The following is a 22,201-nucleotide window of genomic DNA, read 5'->3' on the forward strand; positions in this document are numbered from 1 at the left end:
CCTCAAAGAATGCGAGTGGAGATGGGGCAAGGATCCTGATACGATCCTCGCCGAACTCATCAAATTAATGGTCTAGAGCCTTTAAAAAAAGCCCCACACACCCGCAAAAATTTTTAAAAATTATCCACGCCGCCGGCTGAATTCGGTGATGATCCCGTGCAGGGTGTTCAGCTCCTGGCGCGTTACCTCGCCGCGCGTGAAGAAGTGGCGCAAATTCCGCACCATGCCGGGGCGCTTCTGCTCATTGCGCAGGAACCCCGATTCATCGCAGGCACGCACCAGATGCGCCATGAAGTTATCCAACTCGCCCTTGGTGGCGGGCGCGGTCTCGTTCACCTGCAACTCACGCGGCGGCAATTCCGGCGAGCGTGCCAGCCACCACTCATAGCCAAACACCATCACCGCCTGGGCGAGGTTGAGCGACATGAAATCCGGGTTGAGATCGTAACGGATCAGGCTGTCCGCATTGGCAATGTCGTCATTATCCAGCCCCGTCCGCTCCGGCCCGAACAGCACGCCAGTTTTCAAACCACGCTGACCAGCGGCCACAACTTCCGCAGCCCCACCCCGCGCGGTGAGCACCGGCTTGATGATGTGGCGCGGACGCGGACAGGTGGCGAACACCCGGTTCAAATCCGCAACGGCCTCCGCCACGGTCTCAAACACCTGCGCGTTATCCAAAATCCGATGCGCGCCGGACCCGGTGATCCAGGCGCGCGGCAGGGGCCAGCCGTCGCGCGGGGCGACGATGCGCAGATGAAACAGCCCGCCATTCCCCATGGCCCGCGCCACAGCGCCGATATTCTCGGCCATCTGCGGACGCACCAGAATCACCACCGGCGAAGGCTCGATCGGCTCCAGTTCCGCGCCACCGCTACGCCCGGTCATCAGGATTTCCTCAGCTTGTAAGTGCCGCCCGGTCCGTCCTCCACGGCATAGCCTAACGCCGCAATGGCATCGCGCAGACGGTCGGATTCCGCGAAATCCTTACGCTTGCGGGCCTCCACGCGCTGCGCGGCCAAATCCTGCACCTCAGCCGGGATATCGCCCGCGAACCACTCGGCAGGCGACACGTTCAGCAGCCCCAGCACGTGCCCGGCGGCCAACATCGCGGCGGCGGCGGAGGCATCGCCAGCCAGCGCCGCATCGGCCAAACCATGCACGCCAGAGAGCGCGCCCGGCGTATTCAAATCATCCAGCAACGGCTCCAGCACGCACTCAGGCACTTCCGAAGCCGCCTTCACCCCCGGATGCGCCTCCAGCGCGCGGTAGAAACGATCCAGCTCCTTGCGCGCCTCGACCAGCCCGGCATCGGAAAAATCCAGCGTCGAGCGATAATGCGAGCGCATCAGCAACAGGCGCACTGCCTCACCCGGCGCGGTTTGCAGCACGTCGTTCAGCACTTTGAAATTGCCGAGCGACTTGCTCATCTTCTCGCCGTTCACCAGCAGCATGCGGTTATGCACCCAGGTCTTGGCGAAATGCGAGCCGGGGAAGGCGCAGCAGGACTGCGCGATCTCGTTCTCATGGTGCGGGAAGATTAGGTCGTCGCCGCCGCCATGGATGTCGAAATCCGTGCCCAGATGCTTCCAGCTCATCGCCGAGCACTCGATATGCCAGCCCGGCCGCCCACGGCCCCAGGGGCTGTCCCAACCCGGCAGATCCGGCGTGGAGGGCTTCCACAGCACGAAATCCCCCGCATCGCGCTTATAGGGCGCGACATCCACCCGCGCCCCCGCGATCAGCTCATCCGGCGTGCGGCCAGAGAATTTGCCGTAATCGGGGTCGGAGGCGACGGAGAACAGCACATGCCCCTCGGCCACATAGGCATGGCCATTGGCGATCAGCCGCTCGATGATCGCGATGATCTCCGGCAGATGCTCAGTCGCGCGCGGCTCGATATCCGGCGGCAGGGCGTAGAGCGCGCCCATATCCTCGTGATACCAGCGGATCGGGCCCTCGGTGACCTGCTCGATCGGCAGCCCCCGCTCCTTGGCGCGGTTGTTGATCTTGTCGTCGATGTCCGTGATGTTCCGCACATACGTGACCTTGGGATACAGCCGGCGCAGCAGGCGGATCAGGATATCGAACATCACCACGTTACGGGCGTTGCCGATATGCGCGCGGTCATACACGGTGGGCCCGCAGAGATAGGCCCGCACATTGGCGGGGTCGATGGGCGTGAAAACCTCTTTGGCGCGGGTCCGGGTATTGTAGAGCGTCAGCTGTGTCATGCGCGCTGTTTCGGCGGGTTTTGGCTCCAAATCAAGCCGCATTGATTTTTCCCGCCCCACGCGGCCAGATAGAGCCATGCAAAAGATTCTCGACACCGTGGACGCCCAGCTTGAAACCTCGCTGGAGCGGCTGTTCGCCTTCCTGCGCATCCCCAGCATCAGCGCCCAGCCATCGCATGCGGGGGATTGCCGTAAAGCCGCCGAGTGGGCGCGGGACGCACTGGCTGGCATGGGCTTCAGTGCCCGGCTGTCGGAGACATCTGGCCTGCCGGGGGTCATCGCCACCCACCATGAGGCCGGGCCTAACGCCCCGCATGTACTGTTCTACGGCCATTACGACGTGCAACCCGCCGACCCGCTGGAACTGTGGAACTCCGATCCGTTCGACCCGCAGTTAGTCGATGGCCCGCGCGGCAAGCGCATCGTCGCCCGTGGCGCCGTGGACGACAAAGGCCAGGTCGTCAGCTTCATGGAGGCCGTGCGCGCGCATCTGGCGGTAAACGGCAAGCTGCCCGTACGCCTGACCGTGCTGCTGGAGGGCGAGGAGGAAAATGGCAGCCCGTCTCTCGCCGAGTTGCTGAGCAATGAGCGCGAAACCCTGGCCGCCGATTTCGTCTATGTGGCCGACACCAATATGTGGGACTTCGCCACCCCCGCCATTACCACCTCGCTGCGCGGACTGGCGGCCATTGAGGTGCGACTGCACGGGCCGAAGCGCGACCTGCATTCCGGCTTGTTCGGCGGCATCGCGCTGAACCCGATCCAGGCGCTGGTAAGCATCCTGGGCGAACTCAAGGACGATACGGGCCGCATCCAGATCCCCGGTTTTTATGATGGCATCACCCCCGTCTCCCCGGCCCAGGCGGAGAACTGGGCGGGGCTCGGCTTCGATGCCCGCGCCTTCCTCGGTGATGTCGGCCTCTCCACCCCCGCTGGCGAGGCGGACCAGCTCCCCCTCGCCCAACTCTGGGCTCGGCCGACGGCGGAGCTGAACGGCATCTATGGCGGCTATCAGGGCGAAGGAAGCAAGACGGTGATCCCCGCCCACGCCACGGCCAAGCTCACCTTCCGCCTCGTCGCCGGGCAGGACCCGGAGAAAGTGCTGAAGCACTTCGAACGCTTCGTCACCGAGCGCTTGCCCAAGGATGCGCGGGTAGAGTTCAAACGGGGCGGCGCCGCCCCCGGCTTCTCCCTGAGCCCCGACGCCCCCTTCCTGCGCGCGGCCACCGCCGCGCTGGCCGCCGAGTTCAACAAACCAGCCGCGCTGATCGGCTCCGGCGCGTCCATCCCGGTGGTGGAGGCCTTCAAGACGCATCTGGGGCTGGATACGCTGCTCGTCGGCTTCGGGCTGGATGACGACTGCATCCACTCGCCCAATGAGAAATTCGAGATGGCCTGTTTTCATCGCGGCACAAGGGCGCATGCCCGCATGCTTACCGCTTTTGCCGCTCAACCGTAGCGGATTGCGTCCTTAATCACCCGCACGGCCTCACCGGCGACCAGCGCGACATCGAACCGCGTTTCCTCACGCGCCCATTCGGGATGCACGGCCAGCACCACGCTGGCCGCTTCCAGCAGCCGCGCCTGCTGCCGGACGGAGACCGCATAGGCCGCCTCGGCAAGACTTGGCCGCGCCTTTACCTCGACAAAGAGCAGACGCCGGGCATTGGCGGCGATGAGGTCGATCTCCCCTGCCTTGGTCCGCAGCCGCTGCGCCAGGATGGTATAGCCTGAAGTCGCCAGCTTCTCCGCCACCAGCTCTTCCGCGCTTTGCCCCAGCGCTTGCGCCGCCCGGCGGCGGGCGAGCGTGTTAAGCGGCGATAGATTCGGGGCCAAAGGAGCTGCTCTCATGTTCCCTGTTTACGCCCAATTAAGTTAATTTTTTCCTAACTTCCGTTACCGCCACGCCCCACGCGGCTCTCCGGCGAATTCTTCCGCCAGAGCCAGCCCCAGCGCGAGCAGCACCGGCCCCAGAAAGATCCCCAGCGCGCCAAAGGTAATCGCCCCGCCGAGCACGCCGATCAGCGTAACGGCATAGGAGAGCGACGCCCCACGGGCGATCAGCCACGGGCGCAGGACAGAGTCCGCACCGCCGACCACGATGAAGCAATACGCCGCCAGCAGCAGCGCCACCACCGGGTGCCCGATCGCCAGCAGATACAGGCTGACCGGCACATACACCACCACAGCACCTGCGGGCACAATGGAGATCAGCCCCGCCAGCACTCCCAGCAGCAGTGCCTGATGCACGCGCGCCACCTCGAACCCGATGGCATACAGCACACCCTGGAATGCCGCCGTACCGACAATGCCGAACACCACACCACGCACTGTAGAAGCAACCAGCTGTAGCAGGTCGTTGGTCCTGGTCTCGCTGATCAACCGCACCAGCAGCAGGCGGATGCGCGCCACCACCGCCTCGCCCGAAAGGAAGAACAGATAGGCGAAGAAGAGTGCCACCACCGTGCCGACCAGCCCGTGTGTCGCCTGCACCAGCAGCTTGAAGCCCGAATGCGCCAGCACGCCCAACACCGGCTGCAACGTGCTCGCCGCCCCGCCCAGATCATCCGCCGAATTGTTCCAGAAATCCGTCAGCAGCCCGCCGACCAGGGGAATATGCTGGAAGAAGGCCGGTGCCGGCGGCAAGCCGTTCTGGAGCACCGCCTGCATCCAACGCTCGCTCTCCCGCGCCTCGCGTGCGGCCAGCAACGCCAGATGCACCAGCGGCACCAGCACGATACCCGCCACCACCAACGTAATCACGAAGGCCGCGACGCTGGGCCGCACATAGCGGCAGAACCACGCGTAAAAAGGCCAGAGACAGTAAACAAGGATCCCCGCCCACACCATGGCGGGCAGAAACGGCAGCAGGATGAGCAGACAACCTATGCCGAGAGTGATCGCCAAGGTAAGCAGGATGGTCCGGTCAAGTCTCATGCTCCGGTGATGCCTGAGCCCCCCCTCTCCCGCAAGCCCCGGCTGCATGGCGCCCATTCTCAACAAGCAATCCTGCTTCAAGATTTTTTAGCAACTCCGCCATACGGCGTTTTCGTTTGCAAAAAAGCTTGTTTTATGAGATATTGTCCCGAAATATGGACAGCCATTAGTCCACAAACTACACCGGTTCTTAGGATTATAGTCACGATGCGGTTTAACGAAATTGGCCAGCAGTTGCGCGCCTATCGGATGGAATCCGGCCTGAAGGCTGAGGAAATCTCCGCCCGGCTCGGCGTCTCCCGCGCCGCGCTATACCGCTACGAGAAAGGCGAGGTCATCAAGCTCGACACGGTGAACCGCCTGGCCGAGTTGCTGAAGATCTCCCCGCTTACCCTGCTGGGCATCGGCGTGGAGTATTACGGCAAGCCTGTCGGCTATGCCGAGCGCCTGCGCCAGATCGAGGAATCCTCCGACCAGATCCTCCAGGTGCACGGCCCGCTCTGCTATCTCATCACCTCGGACAGCTACGACTCCCTCCTCGCCCAGATGCTGGAGGAACATGCCGACGCCCAGGGGGCTGACCGTCTGGCCGCCCGCGCCGCCGCCGAGCAGCTGATGAGCGTAATGATCTCGCGCAAGCGCATGTACGCGGCGCGCAAGCCCTCGATCATCGCCATCCTCACCGCCGCCTCGATCCAGAAATTCCTGGCAGAGGGCATCTGCCCCCTGGTTCCCGCCAGCGACCGCCTGCGCGCCGCCGCCCGCGAGATGGCGATCCGCGAGATCGAGACCGTGGCGAACCTGATGGAGAGCGAGCCCATCGGCCTGCAGCTCGGCCTGATGGCCCAAGGTGAGCCGAACGGCCCCTTCACCCTGCTCCGCTCGCGCGACCGCGCGACGCTCGCCATCAACCCCTTCCCCTGCGACGCCCCGCCCAGCCTGCAATCCGGCGTGGCCATGATCACCAACGCCGAGGACGCCGTGGCCGCGCACCAGCGCGTCTCCGAAATCGCCTGGCGCGAGGCGGTGAAGGGCGCTGCGGCGGCCGAGCGCGTGCGCGCCCTGGTCGCGGCGGCGCGCGGGTGACTTCGCCGCTCATCACCCCGGCGGCCCTGAAGAAACTGCTGGGCCGCCCCGGCGTGGTGGTGCTGGACGCCACCTATTACCTGCCCAATGAGGACAAGGACGCGCGGTCGATCTTCACCGCCATGCGCATCCCCGGCGCGCAGTTCTTCGATATCGACGCCGTGGCCGACCACGCCTCCGGCCTGCCGCACATGCTGCCTTTGCCCGAGGACTTCGCCACCGCCGTGGCGGCGCTGGGCGTCAGCTCGTCGAGCCATGTGGTGGTGTACGACCAGCGCGGCATCTTTTCCGCCCCGCGTTTGTGGTGGATGTTCCGCGTCTTCGGGCACGATAACGTGCAGGTGCTGGATGGCGGGCTCCCTGCCTGGCAGACCACGGGCGACGGGCTGGAGCATGGCGAGCCGGACACGCCCGCGCCGGGCCATTTCACCCCCCAGTACCGTACCGGAATGGTCCGTGCGCTGGACGACCTGAAGCGCAACCTGTTGACCAAAACCGAGCTGGTGCTGGACGCCCGCGCCGCGGCGCGCTTCGCGGGCACGGTGCCGGAGCCGCGCGCGGGGATGCGCAGCGGGCACATCCCGGACTCCATTTCCCTGCCCTTCAGCGAGTTGCTGCACGAGGGTAAATTCTTATCCCCCACCAAGCTGCGGAAGAAATTCACCGACCTCGGCATCACCGATGAGAACAAGCTCATCGCCTCCTGCGGCTCGGGCGTGACCGCATGCGTGCTGGCGCTGGGGTTGAGGCTGGCGGGCTTGCCCGAGGCGGCGATTTATGATGGCTCTTGGGCCGAATGGGGGTCGCGGGACGACACCCCGGTCGAGGTATGAATGGCTAAGAAAATCGAGACGGCCCTGGTACACGCGGGGCGCAGGCCGACCAAGGACTACGGCTTCGTCAACCCGAAGCTGGCGCGCGGCTCCACCGTGCTCTACCCGGACATGGAGACCAAGCTCGCCATCGGCAAGCGTATTTTCGAACCCGTCGATATCTACGGCCTCTGCGGCAACGAGACGCATTTCGCCCTGGAAGCGGCCATCGCCGAGGTGGAAGGCGGCTCCCACGCCCAGGTCACTGGCTCGGGGCTGTCCGCCATTACCGTGCCGCTGCTGGCTTATCTGAAAGCCGGGGACCATCTGCTGGTGCCCGACTCGGTTTACGGCCCGACCCGCACCTTCTGCGACGGCATGTTGCGCCGCTACGGCGTCGAGACCAGCTATTACGACCCGTCGATCACGCCCACGGCGCTGGAGGCGCTGTTCCGCCCCAATACGCGCGTGCTATTTACCGAAAGCCCGGGCAGCCATACCTTCGAGGTGCAGGACATTCCCACCCTGGCCGAAATCGCCCATGCGCGCGGCGCGAAAGTGTTTCTCGACAACACCTGGGGCATCCACCATTTCCAGCCCTTCACCAAGGGGGTGGACGTTTCCATCCAGGCGCTCACCAAATATCCCGGCGGCCATTCGGACATCATCCTCGGCGCCGTGGTGGTGAACAGCGAGGAGGATTGGCGCTGGCTGCGCCTGGGCGCGCTGGAGCTGGGCAATTACGCCAGCCCGGATGATTGCTGGCTGGCCCTGCGCGGCCTGCGCACGCTGCATGTGCGCCTGAAAGCCCAGGAAGCGGCGGGGCTGAAGGTTGCCAACTGGCTAGCTGAGCGGCCCGAGGTCGCGCGGGTGCTGCATCCGGCCCTGCCCTCCTGCCCCGGCCACGAGTTTTTCCTCCGCGACTTTACCGGCTCCTGCGGGCTGTTCGGCATCGCCTTCCAGCCTCAGTTCAGCCCCGAAGCCGTGATGCGCTTCATCGACAGCCTGCAGCTCTTCGGCATCGGCGCGAGCTGGGGCGGGTATGAGAGCCTCGTGCTGCCGACTACCGGCACCATCCGCCGCTCCGAGGGCACCGGCGTGTTCGAGGGCCCGATGGCCCGCTTCCATATCGGGCTGGAGAACGTGGATGACCTGATCGAAGACCTGGAGCAGGGGCTGGCCGCGTTGCGCGCCGCATGAACGCCCTTATCCCACCTGAACTCTCGGCTTTTCTGGGCACGATTGGACTTGCCTTCATTATCGGGCTGGAGTTGCACGCCTACCGGCGGCGCGATGCCGGGAATCTGCAGCCCGAGGCGCTGGGCTTTGGCACCACCCGCACCATCACCCTGCTGGCGGCACTCGGCTTCAGCCTGTGGATCATCGCCCCTGTCGTGCCCTTCTGCATCGGGCTCGGCGGGCTGAACCTGCTGCTGCTGATGGATTACCGCAAGCGCCTCAAGGGCGGCGATTCCTCGCTGCTGCCCACGGTGATCGGCGTCATCGCCTATTCCCTTGGCCCCGTGGTGCTGGTGGCGCCCATCGTCCTGCTGGCGGCGCTGGTCATCCTCATCCTGCTCTCGCTCGGCGAACAGGCGGAAATCCGCCGCCTTTCCGATGCCTTCCCGGCGGAAGAAGGCGTGACCTTCGCCAAATTCTTCATCCTGGCCGGGCTGATCTACCCGCTGCTGCCGGATGCCAGCATCCCCTATCTCGCGGGCATCACCTACACCAAGGTGTGGATGGCCGTGCTGGTCATCTCCGGCATCTCCTATCTTGGCTATCTGGCGCATCGCTACGTGTTCCCTCGCGCGGGCACGCTGCTTACCGGCGTTCTGGGCGGGCTGTATTCTTCCACCGCCGCCACGGTGGTGCTGGCGCGCGCCGCACGCAGTGAACCGGGTGCCACCTCCTTCGCCCCGGCGGCGGTCGTTATCGCCACGGCCATGATGTATGCGCGGCTGCTGGTCATCATCATGCTGCTCGGCCATGCCAATGCCGCCCTGGCCCTGCCCCTGCCCTTCGGCTCGCTGCTCCTGGCCTCGCTGGCGGTGGCCGGGCTGTTGGCTTGGCATGCCAAGGGCACCGCCACCGCCGCCCATGCCGCCGTCAGTGCCAACCCGCTGGACCTCCCCGTCGCCTTCCTCTTCGCGTTGCTGTTCCTGGTCTTCGCCGCCGCCACCAATTTCGTTACCCAGCGCTACGGCGCCGCCGGCCTGCATGTGCTGAGCTTCGCGGTCGGCTTCTCTGATATCGACCCATTCATCTTCTCGCTGCTCGACGGCAAGTTCCAGGTGGGCGAGCAGGCCGTGGTGAGCGCCGTGCTCATCGCCAGCGCCAGCAACAACCTGCTCAAGACCGGCTATGCCATGGGCCTCTCGCGCAGCCGCCAGATGCTGCCCGCCGCCATCTGGCTGACCACGACTGCGGCAATCAGCCTAGGCTGGGCCTTAACCTAAAGAAGCATAATTTTTCATCTCCCCTCGCTGATTTGCTGCTGGAAACGGTGCGCCAAGCGCATTATAGTTCCTACACAAAAACATATCCGTGCAACCACGGCAGCCCTGCACAGGCCAAGAACGTGCACCGAAGCAAAAAGGGGAAGAAATATGAGTGCTATACCAAGCGCCGGCCATTCCACCCTCCTTTCGACGAGCGGCGCCGTTCCGCGGCGTGAATTCGAGATCAGGCAACTCCATTTCAAAGACTTGTGGGAGGCGTTGCGCCTTGGGGTGGAGGACTGGCGCGCCTGCCGGACTGAGGTGATGGTGCTGGCGGTACTCTCTCCCGTCGCGGCGATCATACTTGGTGCTGTGGTGGCGGCACCCAGCCTGCTGCCGTTCCTGTTCCCGGTTTGCGCGGGCTTGGCGCTGCTGGGGCCGATGGTCACGCTTTGGTTCGCCGCCCTCTCGCGCGAGCGCGAGCGAAGCGGCTTTGCCTTGGCCGAGGCCGCCGCCGAACCGTTCGCCTCCTCCCGCCTGAACACCATCCAGGCCCTTGGCCTGCTCAGCATCGTGCTGTTCCTCGCCTGGCTGGCAGTCGCGGGCGTCGTTTACGCTCATACGATGGGCCAAAGCGGTCCGGCGCGGGGGATTGAGTTCTTCGTCCGCGTGTTCACCACCGTGGCGGGCTGGGAGATGATCGTTCTCGGCTACCTCACCGGCGCCGTGTTCGCCCTGGTCACGTTGTGCCTCGGGCTTGTCTCCTTCCCCCTGGCGCTGGACCAGGATGTCACAACCTGGCAGGCGATTACCGTCTCCGCACGGGCCTTTGTCCGCAACCCGGTGGTGGTGCTGGCCTGGGGCTTCATCGTGGCCGCCATCATGGCGGCGGGCACGGCGATGGTGCTGCTGGGGCTTGCTGTGTCGTTGCCGGTGCTCGGCCATGCCACCTGGCATATCTACCGCCGCCTCGTGGCCTGAAACTGACCTAAAACAGAACACGGCGCTCCACCCCCTGGAGCGCCGTTTTTATGTGATTTCATATAACTTTCATATAATTACGGATACCATGAGGGCGTCTGCATGGCCCGGGTTTCTGCCATCTCCTCGCAGTATTGCACCGCACCGGAAATCATCTTATGCCCGCCAACAGCTTGGGTCATAGCAGCAGCTTCTCAAATCAATAGGTGCTGCGTGGCCGAGGCGGGGGAAGTAGTTTCTGGTGAGTGCATTATCCCAGGCGGATCGATCTGGGGGAGGATAAATAATTGCGATACTGGCGAAAACTCGGCTTGTTAGCCCCGTTGGCCTTGGCTGGCTGCTCCACGGACAATATGCGCCTGTTCCATCCCGTCGGCTTGATGGGCGGGCTGGAATACCACTACACGATGTGGATCACCGGCATCATGTTGCTCATCATCGTGCCGACGGTGCTGATGACAATCATCTTCCCGCTGCGCTATCATCACTCGCGCAACGCGAAGTATACGCCGGATTGGCACTTCTCCGCCGTCATCGAGATCCTGGCCTGGGCGATTCCGCTCGGCATGGTCGTGGTGCTGGCCTATATGTCCGTCTCCGCCATCTACCGCATCGACCCCTGGACGACGCCCGCGCTGGCCGACGCCCCTGGCGCCTCTCTGCCGCCGGTCAAGGTCGAGGTCATCGCTACGGACTGGCAGTGGGTGTTCGTCTATCCTGACGAGAACATCGCCACCATCGACGATCTGGTCGTCCCCGCCGGCCGCCGCGTGCAGCTGACGATGACAGCCACCGAGGCGATGAACGGGTTCTATATCCCGCAGGTTGCCCCGATGGTCGACGCCATGCCGGCGATGATCAGCAAGGACGCCTTCGAGATCGACCAGCCGGCCGAATTCACCGGCTTCTCCACCGATTTCTCGGGCGCCGGCTTCTCTTGGATGTACTTCAAAACCCGCATCCTGGCCCAGGCCGATTACGACGCCTGGGTGAAGAGCGTGCAGGCGAGCCAGAACCAACTCACCTACGACGTGTTCACCCAGAAGATCGCCCAGCCACAGGTGAATTATGGCGCCGTGCCGTCCTACTTCTCCGCACCCAACGCTGGCAGCCTTTTCGGCAAGGTCGTGATGGACGCGATGATGGGCAAGACCTACCCGGTCCCCGATTCGCTGACCAAGAGCGTCTCCTCCACCGAAGGCGAGGCCCCGGCCTCCCCTGCCGCGAAATAAGGAAGGATTTTAACCGTGCAAGTCGCTGTTGACGGCCCCTGGTCGCCCCTGCTCGGGCGCTTGACCCTCGAGGCCATTCCCTACACCAACCCCATTCTCCTCTTCACCTTCGCCATCGCCGCCACCGCCGGTATCGTCGTGGTGGGCAGCGTGCTGTACTTCCGCAAGGTGGGCTATATCTGGCGCGAGTGGCTGTGCTCCGTCGATCATAAGCGCATCGGCGTGATGTACATGATCCTCGGCCTGGTGATGCTGTTCCGCGGCTTCATCGATGGCGTGATGATGCGTACCCAGCAGGCCATCGCCATCGGCCCCGACAGCCCCGGTTATCTGGGTGCGGCCCACGGCTACCTGCCGCCGTACCATTTCGACCAGGTCTATTCGGCGCACGGCACGCTGATGCTGATCTTCGCCGCCACCCCGCTGCTCACCGGCCTCGGCAACATCATCGTGCCGCTGCAGATCGGCGCGCGCGACATGGCCTTCCCCTACCTGAACGCGGTGAGCCTGTGGCTAACCGTCGCCGGTGCGCTGCTGTGCATGATCTCGCTGTTCGTCGGCGAGTTCTCCAATGCAACCTGGGTCGGCCTGATGCCCTTCGCGGAGCTGCCCTCCAACCCGGGCGTGGGTGTGGATTACTGGATGTGGGCGCTGCAGATCTCCGGTCTGGGCACCACCTTCAACGCCATCAACATCATCACCACCATCGTGAAGATGCGCGCCCCCGGCATGGGCTGGTTCCGCGTGCCCGTGTTCACCTGGGTGAACATGGCCACCGCCATCATCGGCGTCACCGCCTTCCCCGTGCTCACCGCGGCGCTGGCGATGCTGGGTCTTGACCGTTATGTCGGCACCCACTTCTTCTCCGCCGGGTTCGGCGGCAACTACATGCTCTACATCAACCTGTTCTGGACCTGGGGTCACCCGGAGGTTTACTTCCTGGTGCTGCCGGCCTTCGGCCTGATCTCGGAGATCGTCTCGACCTTCTCCGCCAAGTCGCTGTTCGGCTACCCGACCATGATCGCCGCCTCCATGGGCATCGCGGGCGTGGGCTGGGTTGTGTGGGCTCACCACTTCTTCACCATGGGCATGGGGCCGAACCTGATCGGCTTCTTCTCCGCCGCCACCATGATCGTGGGTATTCCCACGGGCGTTAAGGCCTTCAACTGGGTCTTCACCATGTTCCGTGGCCGCATCACCCTCGCCACCCCGATGCTGTGGGCCATCACCTGCATCCTCCTGCTGCTGGTCGGCGGTATCACGGGCATGATGCTCTCCGCCTCCGTGGTGGACTACACGGTGCATGACTCCGTGTTCGTGGTCGCGCACTTCCACTGCATGGTGCTGGTCATCGGCGGCGGCGTCTTCGCGGCTGTCACCTACTGGTGGCCGAAGGTGTTCGGCTTCAAGCTGAACGAGACGCTGGGCCAGTGGTTCTTCTGGACCTTCGTCGCCGGCAGCGTGCTGGTGTTCGTGCCGATGTTCATGGCCGGCCTGGATGGCGAAACCCGCCGTCTGGACTATCTGTGGGACACCTCGCTGCGTCCGCTGATGCTGCTCGAAGTCGTCGGCATCGCCGTGTACTTCCTGTCGGTGTTCTTCTTCCTGGCCATGATCGTCGTCTCGCTGGCCAAGCGTGAGCCGGCCGAGCAGGACGCCTGGGGCACTGGCCGCTCGCTCGAATGGCTGACGCAGACCCCGGTGCCGTTCTACAACTTCGCCGTCACCCCGCAGGTGCATGCTCTGGACGAGCTGTCCTGGCGTAAGGCGAACGGCCTGGAGAAGGCGCAGCCGAGCACCTACGTGCCCATCCACATGCCGAGCAGCACGGGCCTTCCGTTCATCATCGGCATGCTGGGCTTTGCCTGCACCTTCGCGCTGGTATGGCGCATCTGGTGGCTGGCTGGGGCGTCCCTGCTCGCGATCATCCTGCTCGTGATCATCCGCTCCTTCGACAAGAACGAGGGCTACGTTCTCCCCGCCGAGACCATCGCTGCGGCTGAGCGCAATCTCAGCACCGTCAGCGTGATCGCTGAACAATCCAAGGTCCTGCCGGTTGGCGGGCATGCGGAGGCACATTAATGGCTAGCTTCACCAAAGCCGGCGCCGACACGGTGCTGTGGAATCCGGGCGCCGACGCGCATGACACCATCTCCGCACGCACCTACGGCTTCTGGCTGTATCTGCTCGGCGACGCGCTGATCATCGCTGCGGTGTTCGCCTGCTACGCGGTGCTGAACAATCCGCTGAATGCCAATGGCGGGCCGCTGGGGAAGGACTTCCTCAGCGCCAGCAAGGGTATGCTGCAAACCTTCATCGTGCTGGGCAGCGTGCTGTCCTACAGCCTCGCCACTGTCGCGCTTAAGCGTGGCAGCAAACTGGGGGTGAGCTTGGGCATGATCGGCGCCATCTTGCTGGCTGTCGTTTTCCTCGGCATCGGGCTCGGCGATCTCGCGGCGCTGAGCGCCGCGGGCGACGGCTTCGCCCGCAGTGGCTATCTCTCCTGCTTCTTCACTCTCATCCTCACCCACGCCCTGCATATGGGCTTTGGTATCCTCTGGATGCTGGTGATGCTGGTGCAGGTCGGCGTGTTCGGCTTCACCGAGAACGTCGTGGCCCGGCTGCTGAACCTGCGCATGTTCTGGCAGTTCCAGGCCTCGGTCTGGGTTGTGGTTTACATCTACGTGTATCTGTTCGGAGGTGCCCATTAATGGCCGCTCATAACGACCCGCTCGCGCATCCCGAGGTCCGTCAGGGCTCGGTCCTGCGCTATGTCGCCGGCACCGTTCTGTCCGCCGGGGCGATGTACTTCGCCTATGTCCAGTCCCAGGGCCAGCACCCGGTGGTGCAGCTGCTGGAGATCCTGGGCGGCGCGCTGCTGTTCAGCTTGGTCACCCAGGCGGCGCTGTTCTTCGGGCTGGACGCCTCCCGCGCCCAGATCTGGAAGAGCATCTCCCTGATCCTCACCGTGCCGCTGTTCCTGGTGATGATCGGTATCTCGGTGTGGGCGTTCGCCTCGCTGTATAACCGCACCATGCCGGACCCGGCGATCATGAACTCCATGTCCATGTAATCAGGTCTCGCCTCGGCGGACTCGGAAACGCGGCCCTACAGGGGGCCGCGTTTTTTTATTGCTTGCGCTTCAAGAGCTGGCGCTATCGCTCTGCGGGGCGTTCTGGGCAAGGTGCTGGGTGATCGCCGGCAGATGCTGGGCAATCAGCTGGCTCGCCTGCTGCGGGTCGATTCCCAGCTTCGCCGCCACCGCCTGCACCGCCGGGAGGCCCAGCACTTGCTGCACCGTATCAGCGTCGATAGGCATGCTCTGCCCGCTGCTCCAGGCAGCCACATGTGCCCCCAACCCGCTCTGTTCGAACTGCGCCTTCAGCCCGTCCAAGCCGCCAAGACCCTGTGCATCCAGGCTCTGCAGCAGTGGCACGGCGAGTTGCCCTGCCTCGGCGCCGAGGGCGCTGTGGATGAGGTTGGAAATGCTGTCGAAAAGGCCCATGTCTGGAACTCCATTGTTTGGAGCCAGCACCCTAACACGCAAGCGCCCGACATCTGCCGGATTCAAAATAATTTCATTCTCGCCAAAAGGTCATCAGCATCCCGCCAGCCAGGATCAGCGCGCCACCGGCCAGAATGGGCAGGCTCGGCTTCATGTCAAAGGCGAAGAAATTGATAAGCTGCGCCACGACGAAGAACAGTGAGACATACACACCCAGCAGGCGCCCGAAATCCCAGGGCGGCAGGTTCACCGTCACGCCATAGATGAACAGCACCAGTGCGGCGGCGCCAAACAGCCCAAGGCGGACAAGCGGCACGGCCTGGGAATGAAGCGCGGTACGGGCGATCGCATCGCCACCGGCTTCCAGCGTAGCGGCAAGGGCAAGGAGGAGCAAAATTGAAAAATTGTTCATATCCTCAAGCTAACCTGCCGCCGTGGCCGCGCCTAGAAATTCTTGCGGTATTGGATGAAGCCCGAGCGTGCCGCCACCTTGTCGTAGAGCGCCTGGGCCGTCTTGTTGGTCTCGTGAGTGAGCCAGTACACACGAGAAACTTTCTTCTCCTGCGCCTTGGCGTACACGGCCTCGATCAGCACGCGCCCCACGCCCCTGCCCCGCGCGGGCGGCGCGGTGAACAGGTCTTCGAGGTAGCAGACATCTTCCAGGCACCAAGTGTTGCGGTGGAAAATGTAGTGTACCAGCCCCAACAGCACGCCGTCGGCTTCGGCCACCAGCGCATGCACCGGCTCGGCGGGGTCAAGGAAGCGGCTCCAGGTCTTTTCGGTAATCTCCGGTGCCAGATCCGGCACGTTATAAAAATCGAGATAGCCTTGCCACAAAAGCTCCCATTGCGCGCGGTCTTCGGGGTGGATTTCACGGACGTGCATCAGACACCTACTGTAAAAATAACGTCTAGGCCGCGGCGCCAAGGCTGGTTCACCCGCGCGGCAGGGCGGCAACCTCGGTCAGCAACGCGTCGAACCGGGCGTAGAAAGCCGCATTAGTGAAGCGCCGCGCGGTACGTTGAGCCGCCTCGCCCATTTCGGCGCGCAGTTCCGGGCTGCTTGCATACATCGCCAAAGTGAGTGCCAGCATGTCCGCCCGGCCAGCCGGGAACACCAGGCAGTTGCGCCCGTGGGTGAAGATGTCGCGGTAGCAAGGCAGATCGGTGAGCAATAGCGGGCGGCCAAGTAGCGCCGCCTCATACGCCGCCAGCCCTTGCGTCTCGCTGCCTGAGGCAAGGCAGAACACATCCGCCGAGAGCACCCAGGCCAGAGCTTCCACCGGCTCGACTTCGCCAGTAAAGCGGAACTGCTCAGGCGCCGCCTCCGCCAGGGCGAGCGCTTCGTCATCCAGCCCATAGAACCTGCCGCAGAAAATACATTCCGCATCCAGCCCGCTGCGCGCCACGGCACGGATCAGGTCACCTGGGCGCTTGCGCGGCTCCACCGAGGCCACCTGCACCACCCTAAACGCCCGCCGCTTCGGCGGCACCCGCGCCAGGGGCAGTTCCTCCGAGACCTCCACCCCGTTGGGGATGATGTGGAACTTCCGTGGATCGAGCTGATAGGTGAAGGAGCGCAGCACCTCGGCCTGATACGGCGACTGGTACACAATGGCGCTGGCGGCGGCAAAGGCCGGGATCATCTGGTGATGCTGCAACAGCAGGTTCAGCGCCACCTCGGCCTCATGCACCAGCCAAATCACCGGCACATTCGGGGCGATCTGCTGCACCTGCCCGGCGGCGCAGATACCATTGCACAAGGCCAGATCGTATTCACGCGGCACTACCGAGGCGAGCACGGGAATCCCTGCCGCCTCGTAGCGCGTTTTCATCGGCCCATCCTCCGGGTTGACCGGGAAGATATGGACCTCGTGCCCAGCCTCGCGGAAATACGTGGCTAGGCGGAACAGCACCATGCTCGCGCCCGTGATGGTGAACTCATGGTTCACAAGCAGCAGGCGCATGAGTGGGTTACGAGATCCGGGCCAGCGCGGTGTCCAGCCGTTTCACCTCGCTGGCGAAGCTCTCCTGGCGCTCCCGGTGTTCCTCGAGCACCGCTTCCGGCGCGCGGGAGACGAAATCGGCATTGCCAAGCTTCGCCTCCACCTTGGCCAGCTCGGCTTGCGCCTTGGCCAGCGCGGCGGCGAGGCGCTTGCGCTCGGCATCGAGGTCGATCAGCCCTTCCAGCGGCAGGATGATCGTCGCCTCGCCCAGCACGGCCTGGGCCGCGTTCTTCGGGGCGGGGCCAGTGAGCGGCCCGATCTCGGAGGCGCGGGCCATGCGGGAGATCGCCTCGAACCAAGCTTGCGCGCGGGCCAGCGTGGCGGGAGCGGCGTCCTGCAACAGCACCGGGGATTTCTGCGAGGGCGGCACGTTCATCTCGGAACGCACGGTGCGAACCTCGGAGATCAGCCCGATCACCCAATCCACCTCGGCGGCGGCGTCCTCGAGATTGCTCACCGCCACGGGCTCGGGCCAGGACGCGGTGATGAGCGAACATTCAACTCCATAGCCGAAGTAATCCCACAGCTCCTCGGTCACGAAGGGAATGAGCGGGTGCATCAGCCGCAGCAGAATGCCCAGAACATGGGCCGCCGTGTCGCGGATTTCCGCCGCGTCATCCGAGGCAAAGCCCGGCTTGGCGAACTCGATGAACCAGTCGCACACATCGCCCCAGGCGAAGCGGTAGCAGGCGGCGGCGTAGTCGTTGGGGCGGAAGGCGTCCAGCGCCGTGGTGGCGGTGGCAATCGCCTCGTTGGCGGCACCCAGGATCCAGCGGCAGAGCGGCAGCTTGGCGCTCTCCGGCTTGAAGTCCGGGTTCGGCTTCACCCCGTTCATCTCCAGGAAGCGCGCGGCGTTCCAGATCTTGGTGATGAAGGCGCGGTTGGTCTCGACGATCTTCTGCCCGAGCTTCACATCGCGCCCCTGTCCGGCGGCGGCGGCCACCGAATAGCGCAGCGCATCCGCGCCGTAAGCGTCGATCAGCGTCAGCGGGTCCAGGACATTGCCCTTGGACTTGGACATTTTCTGCCCCTTCTCGTCGCGCACCAAGCCGTGGATGTACACGGTGCGGAAGGGGACATCGCCCATGAAGTGCATGCCCATCATGATCATCCGGGCGACCCAGAAGAAGATGATGTCGAAGCCCGTCACCAGCACGTCGGTGGGGTAGTATTTGGCCAGTTCCGGCGTCTGCTGCGGCCAGCCGAGCGTGGAGAAGGGCCAGAGCGCCGAGGAGAACCACGTATCCAGCACGTCCTCATCCTGGGTCAGCGCCACGCCCTCGCCCGCCTGCGCCTGCGCCTCTTCCTGGCTGCGGGCCACGAACACCTTGCCGTCCGGCGCGTACCAGGCGGGGATGCGGTGCCCCCACCAAAGCTGGCGCGAGATGCACCAGGGCTGGATGTCGCGCATCCAGGCGAAGAAGGTGTTCTCCCATTGCTGCGGCACAAATTTGATGTCGCCGTTCTCCACCGCCTTAATGGCGGGCTGGGCCAGCACATGGGCATTGCAATACCATTGCGTGGTCAGCAGCGGCTCGATCACCGAACCCGAACGGTCGCCATGCGGGACGGTATGCGGGTGCGGCTTCACCTCCACCAGCAATTCCAGCGCCTCCAGCTCGGCCACGATCTCCTTGCGGGCGACGAAGCGGTCCTTGCCCTCCAGCCCGCGCACGAATTCGGGCATCTCGCCCAGCTCGGCCAAAGTGATCTTGCCCTGCTTGTCGAGCATCGAGGGCATCGGCAGGCCGTGGCGCTTGCCGACTTCGAAATCGTTGAAGTCATGCGCCGGGGTGATCTTCACGGCACCCGTGCCCTTTTCCGGGTCGGCATAGGTGTCGGCGATGATGGGGATGCGCCGGCCGGTGAGCGGCAGCACTACATGCAGTCCGATCAGGTGCTTGAATTTCTCATTCTCGGGATGCACGGCGACAGCGGTATCGGCGAGCATCGTCTCGGGCCGGGTGGTCGCGACGACGATTTGCTCGCCCCCCTCAACCGGGTAGCGGATGTGCCACATATTGCCCTTGGTCTCGCGCGCCTCGACTTCGAGGTCCGAGATCGCGGTGCCCAGAACCGTGTCCCAGTTTACCAGGCGCTTGTCCTGATAGATCAGCCCCTGCTCGAACAACGTGCAGAACACTTCGCGCACTGCGTCGGAGAGGCCGTCATCCATGGTGAAGCGCTCACGCGCCCAGTCCGGCGAAGCGCCGAGGCGGCGGAGCTGGCTGGTGATGGTGCCACCGGATTCCGCCTTCCACTGCCACACGCGCGAGAGGAAGGTCTCGCGCCCGAGCTGCTTGCGGGAAACGCCTTCCTTATCGAGCAGCCGCTCCACGACCATCTGCGTGGCGATGCCGGCATGGTCGGTGCCAGGCTGCCACAGCACATCGCGCCTCTGCATGCGGCGGAAGCGCACGAAGATGTCCTGCAATGTCATGGTGAGCGCGTGGCCCACATGCAGGCTGCCCGTCACGTTCGGCGGCGGGATCATGATGGTGTACGGCTTGGCCGCGGATTCCGGGTTGGCGGCGAACGCGCCAGAGTCTTCCCAACTACGATAGAGCCGTGCCTCAACCGAGGCCGGCTCGAAGGTTTTTTCCAGTGTCGTCAAAGCAAACTCCGGCGCCGCCCGGGCAGCGCGCGCATAAACGGTTATCGGGCCGCCCGGTATGAGCCGCGCGGCACCAGAGGCGGATTACATGCGGTCGATAACGCGGCCAATTTCGGCGCGGACCACGCGCTCGACCAAGCTCGGCAAGTGGGAGTCCAGCCAGGACTTCAGCACCGGTTTGATCTCCTCGCGCACCAGATCCTCGATGGTCACGCCGGGGCGGCCAATGCCCACGGCGCGCTCGGCGCTAACGCTGCGAACCAGCGAGCCAACCTTGCTGGCGATTTCCTGGGCAGCGGATTCACTCACCAGTCCTTCGGGAGACTGTACCTGATCGTCCATATTATTTTCCTTCGCAGGCTGAACTTGAGAGTAGGCTGGGGTCGCAGCGTCCACCAGGGTGGCCGGGAGATATTGCTCACCTTCAGCTTGGCCGGGAACGCTTCCGCTGTCCAGAGTCGGCTCGGAGGTGAAATGGGTAACAGACGGTTCATCTCCCTCCATCCGCATCGCGGGCGGCGCGGAGGTGGCGCTCGCAATATCGGCGCCAGAGGTGGTCATGGGGGTATCGAGCACCAGCACGTCGTCATCCGAATCGTCGCGCGGCATGGCGGCGCGTTCATTTTCCTCCTCGGTGAGAATCCGGCGGATCGAGGCCAGGATTTCCTCCATAGAGGGCTCCGCCGAGCTGGCGGGGCCGGGATTATTCGAGATGCCGTTAGCTTCGCTCATCGTCTCATCCTTCTAGAGGGATTCCACAGCAAGCGGAACCACCCTGATTTATGTTTCGAGAGCAATTCTATCGGCTTGTCCGGAACCCCCGCCCCGCACAAACCGATATTGCCCCCCTTAAGGCGCGGCGCCGCTGGCCCGCCCGTCCGTAATCGCCGGGATGGGGCTCGCCGTCAGCAGGGCTCCGCTTGGCGTCAGCCCCGCTGCCTTGTCCGCCGCCTCGCCCGTCCCGAAACCAGCGTATTTCACCGCGTCGTAGTACTTCAGGTCGTCGTATTCCTGCACCGGCAAATTCAGGTCCCGCACCGTGAGGCGGCCAATGGCCGCCACCATGGTATAGGAATTGTTCACCAATGTAGCGATATTTTGAACCTGTTGCACCTGTGCGTTCAAGACCAATTGCTGGGCATTCAGCACATCCAGCGTCGTTCGCGTGCCAACAAGTTCCTCGCGCTCGGTACCGTCGAGGGCGATGGCATCGGCCCTGATCGCGGCGTTAGTTGAAACAATGGCCGCGCGGGTGGAGGACAGCGCGTCCCAGGCCTGCCCGGCCTGCTGGTAGGCGTTACGCTGGGCATCCAGAATCGCGGCGAAGCTCTGCTGCTCCTTGGCCCGGGCCGTGCGGATGGCCGCGTATTCCGAGCCTCCCTGATACAGCGGCACCGTAAGCTGCGCGCTGACGGAACCGCCATTCTGCACAACACCAATACCCGACGAGCCTTGCTGGTTAAAAGCCGTAGCCTGTACGTCGATCTGCGGCATCAGCGCCGAGAAGGCCACATCCACCGCATCCTTGTTCGCGGCATCCGTAAACTCTGAGGCGATGACGTTGGGGTTATTGCTGATCGCCGCCTGCCCCGCCTCGCCCTTGGACTTCACCGGCAGCAGCACCGGCTGCGGCGGAGCCGGGTTGTCCGCCGGATAATCACCCACCAGCTGGCGGAAATTCTCCCGGGCCACCTGCAGATTGCCCTGCGCCACATCGACCTGCTCCTTGGCCTGGGCCAGCGAGGCCTCGGCCTGCGCGACGGAGGTCATGGTGATCTCCCCTACGCTGAACTGCGCCTGGGTATCATGCAACTGCTGTTGCATCACCTGCTCGTTGCTCTTCTGCAGATCCAGCAGCTGCTGATCGGTAACGACCGCGACATAGGCGTTGATGACGTTGAGGAACACCGTCTGCTCGGTGGCAAGAAGCTGTGCCCGCGCGGCGAACACCTGGTTCTTGGCTTCGCGCAGCGAGGCGATGGTCTTACCGCCCTTATAGATCGGCTGGTCCAGCGTGACTTGGCTCTCTAGCGTATTGCGATTCTCGGAGACCGTGTATGCATTCGACCCATACGAGTTGTAAGGGTTAATTTTCTCCGTGCCGAAACCGTGCCCGACGGCAGACGAGATCTGCACTGTCGGGCGCCAGCCGGAGAGGGCGCTGGGCACCTGTTCGTCGGCCTGGCGCAAAGACGCGCGCTGCGCCTGCAGGGTTGCGTTGTTGTTGTACGCCTCCACCAACGCCTCGGTGAGGGTGGCGGGCGAACCGGCGAAGGCCGGGCCGGCGGACGGCATCAGCCCGCCGGCCAGAGCCACGCCGGCAAGCAGCATCGCCCTCCTGGGTAAAATGCTAC

Annotated in this window: 21 protein-coding genes; 10 read left to right on the forward strand and 11 right to left on the reverse strand. The window is 64.2% G+C overall.

The annotated features are described in order from the left end of the window. Positions 1-120: 120 nt before the first annotated feature. Together HNP71_RS07075 and cysS are read right to left on the reverse strand one after the other, a co-directional pair. Positions 121-888, reverse strand: a complete 768-nt coding sequence (locus HNP71_RS07075) for an RNA methyltransferase (RefSeq protein ID WP_183266193.1) — start codon at positions 886-888, stop codon at positions 121-123. Next, positions 888-2,234 carry a cysteine--tRNA ligase gene (cysS, locus tag HNP71_RS07080; protein WP_183266318.1) on the reverse strand — a complete coding sequence of 449 codons (1,347 nt, stop codon included), beginning with the start codon at positions 2,232-2,234 and terminating at the stop codon, positions 888-890. Before cysS ends, HNP71_RS07075 begins: the two co-directional genes overlap by 1 nt. Before the next feature lie 76 nt (positions 2,235-2,310). Between cysS and HNP71_RS07085 the strand changes: the two genes are divergently transcribed. Continuing rightward, the gene (locus tag HNP71_RS07085) at positions 2,311-3,693 is read left to right on the forward strand and encodes a dipeptidase (protein WP_183266194.1); all 1,383 of its coding nucleotides are present in this window, start codon (positions 2,311-2,313) and stop codon (positions 3,691-3,693) included. Here HNP71_RS07085 and HNP71_RS07090 read toward each other — a convergent pair. Further along, a complete protein-coding gene (locus HNP71_RS07090; protein WP_183266195.1) occupies positions 3,684-4,085 on the reverse strand; it encodes a YraN family protein in 402 nt (133 codons plus the stop codon). The two genes, HNP71_RS07085 and HNP71_RS07090, sit on opposite strands and share 10 nt — an antisense overlap. A gap of 45 nt (positions 4,086-4,130) precedes the next feature. Then, on the reverse strand, positions 4,131-5,171 hold the full coding sequence (locus tag HNP71_RS07095; RefSeq protein WP_183266196.1) for an AI-2E family transporter: 1,041 nt from the start codon (positions 5,169-5,171) through the stop codon (positions 4,131-4,133). 207 nt (positions 5,172-5,378) lie between these two features. Between HNP71_RS07095 and HNP71_RS07100 the strand changes: the two genes are divergently transcribed. From HNP71_RS07100 to HNP71_RS07140, 9 genes are all read left to right on the forward strand, one after another. After that, the gene (locus HNP71_RS07100; RefSeq protein ID WP_183266197.1) at positions 5,379-6,257 is read left to right on the forward strand and encodes a helix-turn-helix domain-containing protein; all 879 of its coding nucleotides are present in this window, start codon (positions 5,379-5,381) and stop codon (positions 6,255-6,257) included. Next, complete coding sequence (gene sseA / locus HNP71_RS07105) at positions 6,254-7,090, forward strand: 3-mercaptopyruvate sulfurtransferase (protein ID WP_183266198.1); 837 nt, start codon at positions 6,254-6,256, stop codon at positions 7,088-7,090. Before HNP71_RS07100 ends, sseA begins: the two co-directional genes overlap by 4 nt. Next, the gene (metC, locus tag HNP71_RS07110; RefSeq protein ID WP_183266199.1) at positions 7,091-8,269 is read left to right on the forward strand and encodes a cystathionine beta-lyase; all 1,179 of its coding nucleotides are present in this window, start codon (positions 7,091-7,093) and stop codon (positions 8,267-8,269) included. It abuts the gene before it with no gap. Then, on the forward strand, positions 8,266-9,528 hold the full coding sequence (locus HNP71_RS07115) for an MgtC/SapB family protein (protein WP_183266200.1): 1,263 nt from the start codon (positions 8,266-8,268) through the stop codon (positions 9,526-9,528). The genes metC and HNP71_RS07115 overlap by 4 nt, the downstream gene beginning before the upstream one ends. 150 nt (positions 9,529-9,678) lie before the next feature. Next, on the forward strand, positions 9,679-10,491 hold the full coding sequence (locus HNP71_RS07120; RefSeq protein WP_183266201.1) for a DUF2189 domain-containing protein: 813 nt from the start codon (positions 9,679-9,681) through the stop codon (positions 10,489-10,491). 353 nt (positions 10,492-10,844) lie between these two features. Next, the gene (locus tag HNP71_RS07125; protein WP_221246679.1) at positions 10,845-11,723 is read left to right on the forward strand and encodes a cytochrome c oxidase subunit II; all 879 of its coding nucleotides are present in this window, start codon (positions 10,845-10,847) and stop codon (positions 11,721-11,723) included. Positions 11,724-11,771: 48 nt separating this feature from the next. Then, entirely contained in the window at positions 11,772-13,805 is a 2,034-nt protein-coding gene (locus HNP71_RS07130; RefSeq protein ID WP_221246685.1) for a cbb3-type cytochrome c oxidase subunit I, read from the forward strand. Next, positions 13,805-14,434, forward strand: coding sequence for a cytochrome c oxidase subunit 3 (locus tag HNP71_RS07135; RefSeq protein WP_183266204.1), 630 nt, complete (start codon positions 13,805-13,807; stop codon positions 14,432-14,434). The genes HNP71_RS07130 and HNP71_RS07135 overlap by 1 nt, the downstream gene beginning before the upstream one ends. Next, positions 14,434-14,796, forward strand: a complete 363-nt coding sequence (locus HNP71_RS07140; RefSeq protein WP_183266205.1) for a hypothetical protein — start codon at positions 14,434-14,436, stop codon at positions 14,794-14,796. Before HNP71_RS07135 ends, HNP71_RS07140 begins: the two co-directional genes overlap by 1 nt. Positions 14,797-14,865: 69 nt before the next feature. On the opposite strand, the gene HNP71_RS07145 is transcribed toward HNP71_RS07140, so the two are convergent. The 7 genes from HNP71_RS07145 to HNP71_RS07175 all read right to left on the reverse strand — a co-directional run bounded on the left by HNP71_RS07145 (position 14,866) and on the right by HNP71_RS07175 (position 22,178). After that, the gene (locus HNP71_RS07145) at positions 14,866-15,228 is read right to left on the reverse strand and encodes a YidB family protein (protein ID WP_183266206.1); all 363 of its coding nucleotides are present in this window, start codon (positions 15,226-15,228) and stop codon (positions 14,866-14,868) included. Between the two features lie 73 nt (positions 15,229-15,301). Further along, a complete protein-coding gene (locus tag HNP71_RS07150; RefSeq protein ID WP_183266207.1) occupies positions 15,302-15,640 on the reverse strand; it encodes a hypothetical protein in 339 nt (112 codons plus the stop codon). A 32-nt stretch (positions 15,641-15,672) separates the two neighbouring features. Continuing rightward, a complete protein-coding gene (locus tag HNP71_RS07155) occupies positions 15,673-16,113 on the reverse strand; it encodes a GNAT family N-acetyltransferase (protein ID WP_183266208.1) in 441 nt (146 codons plus the stop codon). A gap of 49 nt (positions 16,114-16,162) precedes the next feature. Beyond that, positions 16,163-17,194 (reverse strand): glycosyltransferase family 4 protein, encoded by a 1,032-nt coding sequence (locus HNP71_RS07160; RefSeq protein WP_183266209.1) that lies wholly within the window; start codon positions 17,192-17,194, stop codon positions 16,163-16,165. 7 nt (positions 17,195-17,201) lie between these two features. Beyond that, complete coding sequence (locus HNP71_RS07165) at positions 17,202-19,838, reverse strand: valine--tRNA ligase (protein WP_183266319.1); 2,637 nt, start codon at positions 19,836-19,838, stop codon at positions 17,202-17,204. Positions 19,839-19,931: 93 nt separating this feature from the next. Continuing rightward, positions 19,932-20,579 (reverse strand): DUF2497 domain-containing protein, encoded by a 648-nt coding sequence (locus HNP71_RS07170; protein WP_183266210.1) that lies wholly within the window; start codon positions 20,577-20,579, stop codon positions 19,932-19,934. Positions 20,580-20,696: 117 nt separating this feature from the next. After that, the gene (locus HNP71_RS07175; RefSeq protein WP_183266211.1) at positions 20,697-22,178 is read right to left on the reverse strand and encodes a TolC family outer membrane protein; all 1,482 of its coding nucleotides are present in this window, start codon (positions 22,176-22,178) and stop codon (positions 20,697-20,699) included. Positions 22,179-22,201 lie beyond the last annotated feature (23 nt).

It is taken from the genome of Acidocella aromatica (assembly GCF_014201825.1).
Taxonomy (GTDB): Bacteria; Pseudomonadota; Alphaproteobacteria; order Acetobacterales; family Acetobacteraceae; genus Acidocella; species Acidocella aromatica.

Coding starts and splice junctions, on each gene's coding strand:
- HNP71_RS07145 (WP_183266206.1), bottom strand. CDS start 15,228: ATGGGCCTTTTCGACAGCATTTCCAACCTCATCCACAGCGCCCTCGGC.
- HNP71_RS07175 (WP_183266211.1), bottom strand. CDS start 22,178: ATGCTGCTTGCCGGCGTGGCTCTGGCCGGCGGGCTGATGCCGTCCGCC.
- HNP71_RS07075 (WP_183266193.1), bottom strand. CDS start 888: ATGACCGGGCGTAGCGGTGGCGCGGAACTGGAGCCGATCGAGCCTTCG.
- HNP71_RS07095 (WP_183266196.1), bottom strand. CDS start 5,171: ATGAGACTTGACCGGACCATCCTGCTTACCTTGGCGATCACTCTCGGC.
- HNP71_RS07085 (WP_183266194.1), top strand. CDS start 2,311: ATGCAAAAGATTCTCGACACCGTGGACGCCCAGCTTGAAACCTCGCTG.
- HNP71_RS07140 (WP_183266205.1), top strand. CDS start 14,434: ATGGCCGCTCATAACGACCCGCTCGCGCATCCCGAGGTCCGTCAGGGC.
- HNP71_RS07090 (WP_183266195.1), bottom strand. CDS start 4,085: ATGAGAGCAGCTCCTTTGGCCCCGAATCTATCGCCGCTTAACACGCTC.
- HNP71_RS07170 (WP_183266210.1), bottom strand. CDS start 20,579: ATGAGCGAAGCTAACGGCATCTCGAATAATCCCGGCCCCGCCAGCTCG.
- HNP71_RS07125 (WP_221246679.1), top strand. CDS start 10,845: ATGCGCCTGTTCCATCCCGTCGGCTTGATGGGCGGGCTGGAATACCAC.
- metC (WP_183266199.1), top strand. CDS start 7,091: ATGGCTAAGAAAATCGAGACGGCCCTGGTACACGCGGGGCGCAGGCCG.
- HNP71_RS07135 (WP_183266204.1), top strand. CDS start 13,805: ATGGCTAGCTTCACCAAAGCCGGCGCCGACACGGTGCTGTGGAATCCG.
- HNP71_RS07115 (WP_183266200.1), top strand. CDS start 8,266: ATGAACGCCCTTATCCCACCTGAACTCTCGGCTTTTCTGGGCACGATT.
- HNP71_RS07155 (WP_183266208.1), bottom strand. CDS start 16,113: ATGCACGTCCGTGAAATCCACCCCGAAGACCGCGCGCAATGGGAGCTT.
- cysS (WP_183266318.1), bottom strand. CDS start 2,234: ATGACACAGCTGACGCTCTACAATACCCGGACCCGCGCCAAAGAGGTT.
- HNP71_RS07160 (WP_183266209.1), bottom strand. CDS start 17,194: ATGCGCCTGCTGCTTGTGAACCATGAGTTCACCATCACGGGCGCGAGC.
- HNP71_RS07120 (WP_183266201.1), top strand. CDS start 9,679: ATGAGTGCTATACCAAGCGCCGGCCATTCCACCCTCCTTTCGACGAGC.
- HNP71_RS07100 (WP_183266197.1), top strand. CDS start 5,379: ATGCGGTTTAACGAAATTGGCCAGCAGTTGCGCGCCTATCGGATGGAA.
- HNP71_RS07150 (WP_183266207.1), bottom strand. CDS start 15,640: ATGAACAATTTTTCAATTTTGCTCCTCCTTGCCCTTGCCGCTACGCTG.